The organism is Pseudomonas sp. Marseille-Q7302, from assembly GCF_965111925.1.
The window spans coordinates 360,479-374,028 of record NZ_CBCOPK010000001.1 but is presented as its reverse complement, the minus strand read 5'-3'; the positions used below and the strand labels follow the sequence as shown (position 1 = coordinate 374,028).

Genomic DNA, 13,550 nt, shown 5'->3' with positions numbered 1-13,550 from the left:
GTCCAGGCCTTTGCAGAAGGAAACACCAATGAGCACCATCCTAATCGCCGGTTGTGGCGATGTCGGCAGCCGCCTTGGCCTGCAACTGGTGGCCCAGGGTCACCGCGTCTTCGGTCTCAGGCGCAATGTCGCCGTCCTGCCCGCCACCCTGCTGCCCGTGGCTGGCGACCTGGCCGAGGTCCAGCCACCCGCGGACTGGCCCCGCGAGCCCCTGGATCAGGTGGTCTATGCCACCGCCGCGACCCATCATGACGAAGCCGGCTACCGCGCCGCCTATGTCGATGGCCTGCGTCACCTCCTGGGCTGGCTGGCCGTCTGCGGCCAACGCCCACGGCGCCTGCTGTTCGTCTCCAGTAGCGGGGTCTACGCCCAACAGGACGGCGCCTGGATCGACGAGACCGCCCCCGCCGAACCCGAGCGTTTTTCCGGACGCCTCCTGCGCGAGGCGGAAGAGGTCGCGCTCGGCAGCGGCATCCCTGCCAGCGTGGTGCGCTTGACGGGCATCTATGGCCCGGGACGCGAAGCGCTGCTGCGTCAGGTCCGCGAGGGCTCCCGGGTAACCCGCGAGCCGCCGCTGTATGGCAATCGCATCCATGTCGAGGACGCCGCCGGCCTGCTGGCGCTGCTGTTGCAGCGTGATCGCGAAGGCGTCGCCCTGGACGATCTCTACCTGGGCGTGGACGACGATCCGGCGCCGCTGGACGAGGTGGTCGACTGGCTACGCGCCCGCCTGGGCATCACCACCTGGTCGGACGACGCTCAGCTGCGCCGTGCCGGCAGCAAGAGATGCCGCAATGCCCGCGCCCGGGCGTTGGGCTGGACGCCCCGCTACCCTAGCTATCGCGAAGGCTATGCGGCCATTCTCGACCGCTGAAACGACAGAGCCCGGCACAGGGCCGGGCTCTGGATTCAACTAACGATCCACTCAGTCACGCAGGGCTTCGCCGCGGGTGGCCTGGGGACGCTCCTCGACCTTGGCGGTGCTCTTCAGGTGCGGCAGGGCGGCCCAGTAGGCGGCGCCCTTCTCGGCGTCGTAGAGGCCTTCCCACTTGGCGATGACCAGGGCGGCCAGGGCGTTACCGATCACGTTCAGGGCAGTGCGCGCCATGTCCATGATGCGGTCCACGCCGGCGATGAAGGCCAGGCCTTCCAGCGGAATGCCGACACTGCCCAAGGTGGCCAGCAGCACCACGAAGGAGACACCCGGCACGCCGGCAATACCCTTGGAGGTGACCATCAGGGTCAGCACCAGCAGCAGCTGCTGGCTCAGCGACAGGTCGATGCCATAAAGCTGGGCGATAAACAGCGCCGCGATGCTCTGGTAGAGCGTGGAACCGTCGAGGTTGAAGGAGTAGCCGGTGGGTACCACGAAGCTGGTGATGGCCTTGGGCGCGCCATAGGCCTCCATCTTCTCGATGATGCGCGGCAGCACGGTTTCCGAGCTGGCGGTGGAATAGGCCAGGATCAGCTCGTCCTTGAGGATGCGGATGATGCGGAAGATCGAGAAGCCGAACAGCTTGGCCACCAGGCCCAGCACGCCGAGGGCGAAGAAGCCGATGGCCACGTAGACCAGCACCACCAGCTTGGCCAGCGGCAGCAGGGAGGCGAAGCCGAAGTTAGCCACGGTCACCGCGATCAGGGCGAAGACGCCGATGGGGGCGTAGTTCATGATCATGTGGGTGACCTTGAACATGGCTTCGGAAATGCCCTGGAAGACGCGTACCACCGGCTCGCGGGTGGCTTCCGGCAGAGCGCCCAGGCCCAGACCGAACATCACGGCGAAGAAGATGATCGGCAGCATCTCGCCGCGGGCGACGGCGGCGAAGACGTTGGACGGGATCAGGTTGAGGATGGTCGCGATGAAGGCGTGGTCATGCTGCACTTCCGCGGTGGTCTTCTGGTACTGGGAGATGTCGGTGGTGCCCAGGGTGCTCATGTCGATGCCGGCACCGGGTTGCACGCTGTCGGCGAAGAACAGGCCGACGATGATGGCCAGGGTGGTGACGATCTCGAAGTAGAGGATGGTCTTGAGGCCGATACGACCGAGCTTTTTGGAGTCGCCGACGCCGGCGATGCCAACCACCAGGGTGGCGATAACGATGGGCACCACGATCATCTTGATCAGCCGGATGAAGATGTCGCCGGCCGGCTTGAGAACGTTCGAGATCCACCAGGCCTTCTCGGCGCTGAAGTGATTGAGCAGTGCGCCGACGGCGATCCCCAGCACGAGGCCGATAAGGATCTGCCACGCGAGGCTGAGCTTGGGCTTGGTCATGTACCGACACCTTTGTTCTATTTGGATGGAGTTCGGGACGAACGTCACCGTGCCGGGTCGTGATGCGCAAAGCGCATGCAACGCCAACGTAGAGGGTGCGTTCAGGCTGCGGAAACGGTGCTCGAAAAGGACGAGGAGCACCAAGGCGTCACACTTTTGCCAGAGGGTAACGGGGTATGTCTAATGCCGCTGTCGCCTGCCCTATGCCGTTCCGGCATGAGGTGTCCCGAAAGGGCCGCGCAGCATACAGGCACTGGCGCCTTGCACGCCAGGCATACAGAGGCGCCGCTCATCGCGGCGCCTCCTGGGGATCAGCCGTTGAAGGTAGAAGGATCCGGACCCAGACGCTTGTCCTGATTCAGCCCGGCGATCTGCCGTAGGTCCTCATCGTCCAGGGCGAAGTCGAAGATCTGCATGTTCTCTTCGATGCGCTTGGGCGTCTTGGATTTGGGGAAGATGATGTTGCCGAGCTGGATGTGCCAACGCAGCACCACCTGGGCCGGTGTCTTGCCGTGCTTGGCGGCCAGCTGTTGCAGGATCGGGCTGCCCAGCAGCTCGCCGCCCTGGGCCAACGGACTCCAGGCTTCGGTGGCGATGCCCTTGTAGGTGTTGAAGTCGCGCAGCTCCTGCTGTTGCAGCAGCGGATGGCACTCGATCTGGTTGACCACCGGCACCACACCGGTCTCGGTCAGCAGGGTCTCGATGTCGGCCTGACGGAAGTTGGACACGCCGATGGACTTCACCCGGCCCTGGTTGCGCAATTCGATCAAGGCCTTCCAGCTGTCGAGGAACAGGCCCTTTTCCGGCAGCGGCCAGTGGATCAGGTAGAGGTCGACATGTTCCAGCCCCAGCTTGGCCAGGCTGGTGTCGAAGGCACGCAGGGCGCTGTCGTAGCCCTGGTCGGCATTCCACAGCTTGGTGGTGATGAACAGCTCATCGCGCGGCAGACCAGCCTGGGCGATGGCCTGGCCGACGCCTTCTTCGTTGCCGTAGATGGCCGCGGTATCGATGTGCCGATAGCCCAGGTCGAGGGCCGTCTTGACCACCTGGGCGGTCTCGTCGGCCGGGGTCTGCCAGACCCCCAGGCCGAATTGCGGAATATGGTGACCGTCGTTGAGCTGAAGACGGGTGATCGCGGACATGGTCGCTCCTCTGGAATGGATGGTGTCAGAGGTGTGACTGGCGCCGGTGGCCTTTTGCTCCCGATCAGTCGAGGCGCATGGCCTCGGGTACGCTGTAGCTTTCCACCCAGCCCAGCAGGGTACGGCCATCCTGTTGCAGCTCGATGCGCTTCCAGCGTTGGAAGGAACGGGTCTCGATCACTCGTACCTGGGTATCGCCGGAGAGACGGACGAGGGTGTTGTGCATGCGTTCACGACTGCGGTCGTAAACGAAGGGCCACTTGAGGACATCGACCGGGCCGCGCAGCAGCCAGCCTTGTCCCTCTTCGGCGAAGCGAAAGGACACGCCGCCCTCGGCACGAGCGGCGGTACTGCCGAGCAGCAGCAAGGACGCCACGAGCAGCGCGGGAACGATACGGCGAAGGGTCGAAAGGACATTCGGGGTCATGCTGGCCTCGTCTGTAGCACCAAAAAAAACAGCGCCCGAATCGGACGCTGCGAGGGTAGACCCTTTGGTGTGGCAAACGACTGCAGGGTTTGCCCAGGAATGCCAAATGGCCAGCATTCCCGGACAAAACCCTTAGCGCAATGATCAGGCCGCGCTGAACAGCTTGTGCGGATCGATGACGAATTTCTTCGGTACGCCCGAATCGAATTCGCTATAGCCGCGGGGTGCCTCGTCCAGGGTGATCACCTGCACGCCAACGATGTCGGCAATCTTAATGCGATCCCACATGATCGCCTGCATCAGCTGGCGGTTGTACTTCATCACCGGAGTCTGGCCGGTATGGAAGCTGTGGGACTTGGCCCAGCCCAGACCGAAGCGGATGCTCAGGGCACCCTCCTTGGCCGCGGAATCTACCGCACCCGGATCGTCGGTCACGTACAGGCCGGGGATGCCGATCTTGCCGGCTACGCGCACGACGCCCATCAGCGAGTTCAGCACCGTGGCCGGGGCCTCGCTCTTGGCGCCTTCGTGCCCATGGCCACGGGCCTCGAAGCCGACGGCATCGACGGCGCAATCCACTTCCGGCGTGCCCAGCAACGCGGCGATCTGCTCGTGCAGCGGGGTGTCCTGGGACAGGTCGGCGATTTCGAAGCCCTGGGCCTTAGCGTGGGCCAGGCGCACCGGGTTGACGTCGCCGACGATGACCACCGCGGCGCCTAGCAGGCGGGCCGAGGCGGCAGCCGCCAGCCCCACGGGGCCGGCACCGGCGACATAGACGCTGGTGCCCGGGCCGACGCCGGCGGTGACGGCGCCGTGGTAGCCGGTAGGCAGGATATCGGACAGACAGGTGAGGTCACGGATCTTTTCCATGGCCGCATCGCGATTCGGCAATCTGAGCAGGTTGAAGTCGGCGTAGGGGACCAGCACGTATTCGGCCTGGCCACCGACCCAGCCGCCCATGTCGACGTAGCCGTAGGCACCACCGGCGCGCGACGGGTTGACGGTCAGGCAGACCCCGGTGTCCTGCTCCTTACAGGTGCGGCAGCGGCCGCACGCGACGTTGAAGGGCACCGAGACCAGGTCGCCGACCTTGAGGGTTTCGACGTCACGGCCCGCTTCGATGACTTCGCCGGTGATCTCGTGGCCGAGCACCAAGCCTTCGGGTGCGGTGGTCCGGCCGCGCACCATGTGCTGGTCGGAACCACAGATGTTGGTGGATACCACGCGCAGGATCACGCCGTGGTCGATACGCTTGCCCTGCGGGGTTTCCATCTTCGGATAGGGGATGGTCTGCACCTCGACCTTGCCCGCGCCCAGATAGACGACGCCACGATTACCGGACATGTTGCACCTCGCTGTTGTTGTTGGACTGGCTCTAGGGGTTCGAGCCTAGTCCTCGCGAAGCGCGGCGTCTGTGGGGATGGCGTTTTTGACCATGCCGAGGTCGCCCTGCCGGGTCGTCTTGGCGAACCCGTTCACGCCGCCGGTGCGGACGGCGTGAACGGCCGGGGTCAGGCGGGCGCGAGCGCGGCGGCGCGGCGCTCGCGGCTGAGCAGGTAGAAACCGATGCCTACCCCCAGCAGTGCCAGCCCCATGACGTACCAGGCCGGACCCAGCGGATGCTCCTTGAGCATCAGGGTGACGACCATGGGCGTCAGGCCGCCAAAGATGGCGTAGGCGACGTTGTAGGAGAAGGACAGGCCCGAGAAGCGCACCTTGGGCGGGAAGGCCAGCACCATCACCCGCGGCACGCCGCCGATGACACCGACCGCTGCGCCGGCCAGCGCATAGAGCGGGAACAGCCACTCCGGATGGACCTTCAGACCGGCATAGAGCGCCCAGCTGGCCACCGCCAGGATCAGGCCGCCGACGATGAACACCGGGCCGCTGCCGAAGCGATCGGACAGGGCGCCGGAGAGGATGCAGCCCAGGGTCAGGAAGACGATGGCCAGGCTGTTGGCCTTGAGCGCCAGGGCGGCGGAGAAACCGTACTGGGTCTGCAGCAGGGTCGGGGTCATGAGGATGACCACCACGATGCCGGCGGTGAGCATCCAGGTCAGCAGCATGGACAGGATCACACTGCTGCGATGGTCGCGCAGCACCGCCTTGAGCGGTACTTCCTCGGCCAGCGACTTGTGGATCGCCAGTTCGGCGAACACCGGCGTCTCGTGCAGCCAGCGGCGCAGGTAGACCGAGAACAGGCCAAAGACACCGCCGATGATGAAGGGGAAGCGCCAGGCGTAGTCAGCCACTTCCACCGGGGTGAAGACGGTATTGATCAGGGTCGCCATCAGCGACCCGAGCAGGATGCCGAAGGTGAGGCCGGCGGTCAGGGTGCCGCAGGCATAGCCGACGTGCTTGCCGGGGACGTGCTCGGAGACGAACACCCAGGCGCCAGGCACCTCGCCGCCGATGGCCGCCCCTTGGATGATGCGCAGCACCAGCAGCAGGATGGGCGCGGCCACGCCGATCTGGGCGTAGGTAGGCATCAGGCCCATGCCCAGGGTGGGCAGCGCCATCATGAAGATGCTCAGGGTGAACATCTTCTTGCGCCCGAGCAGGTCGCCGAAGTGGGCCATGATGATGCCGCCCAGCGGGCGCGCCAGATAGCCCGCGGCGAAGATGCCGAAGGTCTGCATCTGCCGCAGCCAGTCGGGCATGTCGACGGGAAAGAACAGCTTCCCCACCACCGCGGCGAAGAAGACGAAGATGACGAAGTCGTAGAACTCCAGCGCGCCACCCAGGGCGGACAGCGAGAGGGTCTTGTAATCGTTGCGGCCCAGAGGGCGCGACGTGAGCGGCGCGGAGGCGGATTGCAGTTTCATCGATGATCCCGGACAAGAGAGGAGCGCAAAGGAAATTCGGCCTCTGGCATCCTTCCGGGTGTAGCGGACAAGACGCGGCCCCGAGTGACCCTCCGCCTTGGGGCGGCTGGTAGGGATCGGGCGGATCGCCGGATGGGCGCCGGACCTGCACCGCGCCACCTGCGCTCTTGTGGAGCACGGCGGCAGCAGGTCTACCGATCATTACCTGATCATCGGACGTACGCGACCCTCTGGATTGCCTGGCCACGCACGGTGCCCACGATAGCAAATCTGCAAGGAATTTCCGCTATTCATTCAGGCTGTATTCAGCGGCTATCTGACGAGCCATGGCTATGCCTTTCTGGTGCGAAAGCGGTCGAGGCGCTCTGCCCCAAGCGTTATACTGTAGCCCCCTAACGATCTCATCAAAGAGATTGGCAGCATTCTTGCATGCGGATGCTGAACGTTACCTACCTATCCGGGCTCCCGAGGGCCCTGTCATGATCGAAGAGCTCGAACAAGAAGATCCCATCCCCCAGGGCGACCTGGCCATGCAGATCACTGCCCTGCCCCGTGAAACCAACGGGTTTGGCGACATCTACGGCGGCTGGCTGGTGGCCCAGATGGACCTGGCCGGCAGCGCCATGGCCAGTCGCCTGGCCGCCGGACGCGTCGCCACGGTGGCCATCGACCGCATGGCCTTCATGACCCCGGTGCCCGTGGGCGCACAGCTCTCCTTCTATACCAACACCCTGGAAGTCGGCCGCAGCTCCATCCAGATCCTCATCGAGGTCTGGAGCGACGATCCGCTGTCCAGCGAGTGGAGCAAGGTGACCGAGGCGGTGTTCGTCTTTGTCGCCATCGACGGCAGCGGCCGCACCCGCCCGTTGCCGGCGCGGCGCTAGAGGCCGCTTGCCGGACCGCTACGGATCCTGGGCGAGGGGCGTCTCGCGCACCTGGGTCGGCCGCCCGTGCTGGATACCCTCGACCTGCTCCAGTGCCTGCCGGACCTCGGCAGCGGTGGCCAGCAAGCGGTATTCGAGGGTGAAATCGCGTGTGCCGCCCGCCTTGATGCGCGGCACCAGCCCCAGCGCCCGCTGCTGGCCCCGATTGTAGGAAAAGCTGGTACCCGGCTCCAGCCCGGTGACATAGCCCTGGGCCTTGGCATCGGTGTTCTTCCACAGGGTAAAGACCGGTAGTTCCCGCACGTTGAATGCCAGCGCCACCCCCTGATGAGCACTGCGATCGTGCAGCACCGCCAGGCTACGCCCCTGATCGTCGCCCCAGGGATAGAGGTTGTAGACCGTCTCGCCATAGCCCGGCGTGGGCGCGCGATAGGTCTGCCACTCGCCGAGCTCCTGCCGTGCCCGCGCATCGAAGGGTGACACTTCGCGCACCGGGGCGGCGAATCCTGAGCCCTCGCCGAGCAGCGGCGGACCGAAATTGCTGTGATAGAGCGCCTGGTACTCGGCGGCGTGCGCCCCTTGATTGGTCAGGCGGTCATGCAGGGTGAAGCCGGTAGCCCCGGCATGGGTGACCAGCTCGGTGTCGATGCGAAAGTTGGCCTGCTTGAAGGCCTCTTCGTGCAGCACCCCCTTGAGGCTGATGCGGTGCGGCGGCTGTTCGTCGATGGTCAGTACCACCTGGCTGGCCGGCAAGTAGCTGGCCCGTCCGTGCAAGGTCAGGAGTTGCCCCTTGTCCATCCCCGGATGGCCGACCCACTCGAAGCCGGCGCGGGCCACCAGTTCGTTGAAGCCCTCCAGCCAGCCGAGTCCATTGCGGTTCTCCAGGTTGACGAAAGCCGGATTGACCACCTCGCGCACCGGTGAATCCCAGCCCAGCCGCAGAGTGCCGGCCTGGGCACGCAGGACATTCATGCCGCGGGTAGCCACCACGGTGAGCTGCAGGGCGCCGGTATCGATCTCGATCAGCACCGAGCCCTCCTGGCGACCGCCACTCAGGTGATGCACGCCAACCGCAAAGGCCAGCCCATCGCGCAGGCCCAGGCGATCACTGCTGATGCTCCAGTTCTGCACCGGCTTGTCGGGGGCAATAAGGGTGTATTCCCAGGCCGAGGCACTGGCACTTGCAAGGAACAGGAGACAGCCGGACAACAGACGAGCGTGGATCATGGAGTGCCCTAGGCATCGCGGTCGACTTGAGTCTAGACCACCGTTTGCCGGGTTGCAGACCCTGCTTCCGCGCCGGCCAAGGGGCTGAGACCGGCTTACCCTGTATAGGTTTGTTCAGCGAAATCAAAGGAATGGGTAAAGACAACCTTTACCATTCAAACACCTGTTCGGTACTTGCCAGGGCAGCGATTTTTGCCGAGGATCGACTCGTCTCTACCACGGAGTGGACTCCATGAAACCTTCAGCCCTGTTCTTGTTGCTTGCCCTGGCAGGCGTTGCCCCGGCCTATGCGGGCAATACCGAAGCTGGACTCGGCGGCGCCGTGGGTGGTGTGCTCGGTACGCTGGTCGGCCAACAGGTCGGCGGCAGTACCGGTGCGGCCATCGGTGCCGGCGTGGGTGGTGCAGCAGGTGGTGTACTGGGCGCGGACCGTCGCAATCGTACTGAGGCCGCCATCGGCGGTGGCCTGGGCGCTGCGGGCGGTAGCGTGATCGGCAATCGGGTCGGTGGCAGCACCGGTGGCCTGGTCGGCGCGGCCCTGGGTGGCGGTGCTGGCAGTGCCCTGGGTAATAACCTGGGCGACAGCGGTCGCGACGACCGTCGCTATCGCGACCATCCCGGCAAGGGCTGGAAGCACGCCAAGCACAGACACAAGCATTGGCACCGCTAATAAAAACGCCCGGCAGTGCCGGGCGTTTTCTTTTGCGCTAGAGGCTACTGGCCGAGGTCACGCAGGCGCTTGCCCTGCATCAGATTGCGTTCGATGCGCTCCAGGGTGACGCCCTTGGTTTCCGGCACCAGCAGGAACACCAGGAAGATGAACACCACGTTCAGACCGGCATAGATCCAGAAGGTGGTGCCCTGCCCCAGGGTGCCCAGCATGGTCAGGAAGGTGGCGCCGACGATCATGTTGGCGATCCAGTTGGTGAAGGTGGAGCAGCCAATGCCGAAGTCGCGGCCCTTGAGCGGCTGCACTTCCGAGCACAGGGTCCAGATCAGCGGACCGGCCGACATGGCGAAGCCGACGATGAAGATCAGCAACATGACCACGGTAAAGGTCTGCTGGCCATGGCTCAGGTTGCCAGCGCCCAGCATGCTGCCGACCACGCCCAGGCCCACGGCCATGACCACGAAACCGGTGTAGAGAATGGGTTTGCGGCCCCATTTGTCGACCAGGAAAATGGCGATGAAGGTGGCCAGCACGTTGGTCAGGCCGACCGCGGCGGTAAACCACATCTGGGCGGCGGTATCGTAGCCCATGCCTTCGAAGATGCGCGGCGCGTAGTACATGACCACGTTCATGCCGGTGAACTGCTGCACCACCTGCAGGAGCACGCCCAGGCCCACCGAGCGGCGGAAGTTGGCGTTTTCCTTGAACAGCGACCAGCCCTTCTGCGGCACCTTGAGCTGCTCTTCGATTTCAGCGACTTCCTGCTGGATGACCTTTTCGTCACCGCGCAGCTTGTGCAGGACCTTGATGGCTTCCTCGCGGCGACCCGCCATGATCAGCCAGCGCGGACTGTCGGGCAGCGCGAAGACGCCGATCAGGAACAGTACGCCGGGAATGGCGATGATGCCGAGCATCCAGCGCCAGGCCTCGTAGTAGCTGAAGGCGGTGTTGGACAGGAAGGCGAGCAGGATGCCAGCGGTGATCATCAGCTGGTACAGCGAGATCATCGAGCCGCGGATGTTTTCCGGAGCGACCTCGGCCAGGTACAGCGGCGCGGTAAAGGAGGCGATACCGATGGCCAGGCCGAGCAGGAAGCGGGCAAAGATCAGCATGGTCGGCGAGGTGGCCAGGCCACAGAGCACCGAGCCCACGACAAACAGCACGGCGCCCAGCATCAGCGACTTCTTGCGGCCCAGCTTGGCCGACAGCGAGCCTGCGCCCAGGGCACCCAGGGCAGCGCCGGCCATCATGCTAGAGACGATCCACTCGATCATCTGATCGGAGATCTGGAATTCCTGCTGGATGAATTTGGTGGCGCCGGAAATGACACCGATGTCGAGGCCGAACATCAGACCGGCCAGGGCGGCCATCAGACAGGCGAAGATCGCCTTAGGCTGGGCCTTTTCGGTGATGTGACCGTCGGCGTTGGTTGTGGTGTTGCTCATGGCAGAGGCTCCTCGCTCGCCTTGTGGGCGATCTTGTTGTCGCGGGTCGTTCCGTATCCGATTGTTACAGACCTGTCTAACGACCCTTGGTTCGGCCGGTAAGAGGCCCTTACCAGAGCCGCGCGGGCTGGGCGTTCACATAGGTGGCATAGAGCGAACCACCGCCAGTGATGAATAGGCGATTGCTCTTGGGTCCGCCGAATTCGACGTTGGACACGGTTTCCGGCAGGTGCAGGGTGGCCAGCGGCTGGCCGCTCGGATTGAAGACCCGCACGCTGTTCTGCTCGGCCGAGCCGGCCCAGCTGCACCAGAGGTTGCCGTCGCTGTCGACGCGGAAGCCGTCGATCACGCCCTGGTCCTTGGCATCGATCAGCACCTCGCCGCCGCCCAGGGTGCCGTCATCCTTCAGCGTGAAGGCGCGCAGGTGGTTAGGCTTGCCGGGATTGCCGCCGCCAGCGGTGTCGCTGATGTAGAGCCGCTTGCCGTCAGGCGCGAAGGCCAGGCCGTTGGGCCGGCCGAAGTCGCCCGCCGCCACCGTGGCCCTGCCCTGGGGATCGATGCGATAGACGTTGGTAGGCAGCTCGAACTCAGCCTTATGGCCCTCGTAGGCACCGAGGATGCCGTAGCCCGGATCGGTGAACCAGATGGCGCCATCGGCACCGACCACCACGTCATTGGGAGCGTTCAATGGTTTGCCGTCGAAGCGGTCGAGCAGCACCGTGACGCTGCCGTTCAACTCGCGGCGGGTGACGCGCCGGCTGTCGTGCTCGCAACTGATCAGCCGGCCCTCGCGGTCACGGGTGTGGCCATTGGCGTTGTGGGACTGGTCATCATAGACGCTGACGTGGCCGTCATCGGCGCTCCAGCGCATCACCCGGGCATTGGGGATGTCGCTGAACAGCAGGCAGCGCCAGTCGGCCATCCACACCGGCCCTTCGGTCCACAGACCACCGGACCAGAGGCGCTCGACGAAGGCGTTGCCCAGGCGGCCCTTGAAGGCCTGGTCGTGGATCTCCCAGGCGGGATCGGGCATGACGATGGGCGGCTTGCCTTCCCAGTTGCGGGTAAGGCCGAACTTGTCGTCGGCCAGGGCGCGACTGGCGACCAGGCCGGCCGAGGCGGCCAGGGACACGCCGAGAAAGGTACGACGGGCGAGAGGCATGAGTGAATTCCTTTGTTGTCGTTATAGGTTCGGCAAGGCCGGTGGCAGAGCACCGCGTGCCAGGACAGGCACGCAGCGCTTCCTTAGGCGCCCTTATTCGGGCAGACGTTCCACCTTGCCCACTACCAGGCCATAGCAGAGCGCACCGACCAGTGCGGTCACGCCGATGAAGGCGATAGCCGGGGCGAAGCTGCCGTCCTTGACCAGGAAGCCGATGACGATGGGCACGCAGATGGCCGAGAGATTGCCGATGAAGTTGAACATCCCGCCGGTGAGGCCGATCAACCGCTCCGGCGCCATGGCCGAGACCATCGACCAGGTGATGGAGGCCAGGCCGTTGCCAAAGAAGGCCAGTGCCAGGCAGGCGATGATCAGCGCCGGCGAATCGACGAAGTTGGCGCCGACGATGCTGGTGGAGATCAGCAGGCCGCCAATGATCGGCAGCTTGCGCGCAAGGCCCACGGAGGCGCCGCGGCGGACCAGCCAGTCCGACAGCAGGCCCGAGCAGATCACGCCGAGGAAGGCAGCCAGGAACGGCAGCGAGGCGAGAAAGCCGGCCTTGATGAAGTCCATGCCGCGATATTTCACCAGGTAGGTGGGGAACCAGGTGAGGAAGAACCAGAGAGTAGAGTTGAGGCAGAACTGCCCGATGTAGATGCCCCAGAGCTTGCGCTTGTTGAGCACGCTCCAGAGGTCACGCCACTGGAAGGCGGCGCGGCTGCGATTCTTCTGCTCCAGATCGACCAGGCCGCCACCCTCCTGGATCAGCGCGACCTCGGCGGCGTTGGCGCCGCGGAAATCCTTGGGCTCGCGATAGATCCCGTACCAGATGACCGCCCAAAGGAGGCCGACGCCGCCGGTGACGACAAAGACCATGTGCCAGCCAAAGGTCTGCTGCAGGTAGATCAGCACCGGGGTGAGAAAGGCCAGGCCGACGAACTGGCCGGAGGTGTAGAAGCCAATGGCGGTGGCCCGCTCACGCTCGGGAAACCAGGTGGTGACCACCCGGTTGTTGATCGGATAGGCCGGTGCCTCCAGGGCGCCCACGGCGAGGCGCAGGATGATCAGGCCGATGAAGCTGCCGACGAAGCCCAGGCCGATGGTGGCCAGCGACCAGAGCGCGATCGCCACGGGATAGAGAATACGCGGAGCGACCTTGTCCACCAGCCAGCCGCCAGGGATCTGCATGGCGGCGTAGGTCCAGCCGAAGGCCGAGAGGATCAGCCCCATGTGCACCGGTTCGATGCCCAGATCCTGGGCCAGGTGCGGGGCGGCGATGGAAAGATTGCTGCGGTCGAGGTAGTTGATCACCACGGTGACGAACAGCAGCGTCATGATGAAGAAGCGTGCCCGGCTGGGCTTGGCCAGGTGCGGGGCGGCTGCAGCCGTCGCCGGAGAGGCCTGGGTGGGAGTGGGCATGGCTCGGGTCCTGTAATTGACGTTGTGGCGAGCGTTGTCGATGTCTGGGGGTCAGGGCGCTGGCGCGGCCCTCA

Annotated in this window: 12 protein-coding genes; 3 read left to right on the top strand and 9 right to left on the bottom strand. The window is 64.9% G+C overall.

Going from position 1 to position 13,550, the window contains the following annotated elements:
• Nucleotides 1-28: 28 nt before the first annotated feature.
• Nucleotides 29-874 (top strand): NAD-dependent epimerase/dehydratase family protein, encoded by an 846-nt coding sequence (locus tag ACWPW1_RS01795; protein WP_454252297.1) that lies wholly within the window; start codon nt 29-31, stop codon nt 872-874.
• A 51-nt stretch (nt 875-925) separates the two neighbouring features.
• Here ACWPW1_RS01795 and gltP read toward each other — a convergent pair whose 3' ends face one another.
• The 5 genes from gltP to ACWPW1_RS01770 form a co-directional block, all read right to left on the bottom strand.
• Nucleotides 926-2,275 carry a glutamate/aspartate:proton symporter GltP gene (gene gltP / locus ACWPW1_RS01790; protein WP_434775526.1) on the bottom strand — a complete coding sequence of 450 codons (1,350 nt, stop codon included), beginning with the start codon at nt 2,273-2,275 and terminating at the stop codon, nt 926-928.
• A 311-nt stretch (nt 2,276-2,586) separates the two neighbouring features.
• Nucleotides 2,587-3,417 (bottom strand): aldo/keto reductase, encoded by an 831-nt coding sequence (locus ACWPW1_RS01785; RefSeq protein WP_059313172.1) that lies wholly within the window; start codon nt 3,415-3,417, stop codon nt 2,587-2,589.
• Between the two features lie 64 nt (nt 3,418-3,481).
• Nucleotides 3,482-3,844, bottom strand: a complete 363-nt coding sequence (locus ACWPW1_RS01780; RefSeq protein ID WP_434775525.1) for a hypothetical protein — start codon at nt 3,842-3,844, stop codon at nt 3,482-3,484.
• Between the two features lie 144 nt (nt 3,845-3,988).
• Nucleotides 3,989-5,188 (bottom strand): formaldehyde dehydrogenase, glutathione-independent, encoded by a 1,200-nt coding sequence (fdhA, locus tag ACWPW1_RS01775; protein WP_059313170.1) that lies wholly within the window; start codon nt 5,186-5,188, stop codon nt 3,989-3,991.
• 167 nt (nt 5,189-5,355) lie between these two features.
• The gene (locus tag ACWPW1_RS01770) at nt 5,356-6,669 is read right to left on the bottom strand and encodes an MFS transporter (RefSeq protein ID WP_059313169.1); all 1,314 of its coding nucleotides are present in this window, start codon (nt 6,667-6,669) and stop codon (nt 5,356-5,358) included.
• 482 nt (nt 6,670-7,151) lie between these two features.
• Here ACWPW1_RS01770 and ACWPW1_RS01765 point away from each other — a divergent pair, with 482 nt between their 5' ends.
• Nucleotides 7,152-7,553 (top strand): acyl-CoA thioesterase, encoded by a 402-nt coding sequence (locus tag ACWPW1_RS01765; RefSeq protein ID WP_026083995.1) that lies wholly within the window; start codon nt 7,152-7,154, stop codon nt 7,551-7,553.
• 18 nt (nt 7,554-7,571) lie between these two features.
• Here ACWPW1_RS01765 and ACWPW1_RS01760 read toward each other — a convergent pair whose 3' ends face one another.
• Nucleotides 7,572-8,780: an aldose 1-epimerase family protein gene (locus ACWPW1_RS01760; RefSeq protein WP_434775524.1), complete on the bottom strand. Its 1,209-nt coding sequence runs from the start codon at nt 8,778-8,780 to the stop codon at nt 7,572-7,574.
• Nucleotides 8,781-9,012: 232 nt separating this feature from the next.
• On the opposite strand from ACWPW1_RS01760, the gene ACWPW1_RS01755 reads away from it, so the two are divergent.
• Entirely contained in the window at nt 9,013-9,450 is a 438-nt protein-coding gene (locus tag ACWPW1_RS01755) for a hypothetical protein (RefSeq protein ID WP_434775523.1), read from the top strand.
• Nucleotides 9,451-9,494: 44 nt separating this feature from the next.
• Here ACWPW1_RS01755 and ACWPW1_RS01750 read toward each other — a convergent pair whose 3' ends face one another.
• The 3 genes from ACWPW1_RS01750 to ACWPW1_RS01740 form a co-directional block, all read right to left on the bottom strand.
• Entirely contained in the window at nt 9,495-10,895 is a 1,401-nt protein-coding gene (locus tag ACWPW1_RS01750; protein WP_434775522.1) for a sugar porter family MFS transporter, read from the bottom strand.
• 109 nt (nt 10,896-11,004) lie between these two features.
• Nucleotides 11,005-12,057, bottom strand: coding sequence for an SMP-30/gluconolactonase/LRE family protein (locus tag ACWPW1_RS01745; protein WP_434775521.1), 1,053 nt, complete (start codon nt 12,055-12,057; stop codon nt 11,005-11,007).
• Nucleotides 12,058-12,150: 93 nt separating this feature from the next.
• Nucleotides 12,151-13,476 (bottom strand): D-galactonate transporter, encoded by a 1,326-nt coding sequence (locus ACWPW1_RS01740; protein ID WP_434775520.1) that lies wholly within the window; start codon nt 13,474-13,476, stop codon nt 12,151-12,153.
• Nucleotides 13,477-13,550 lie beyond the last annotated feature (74 nt).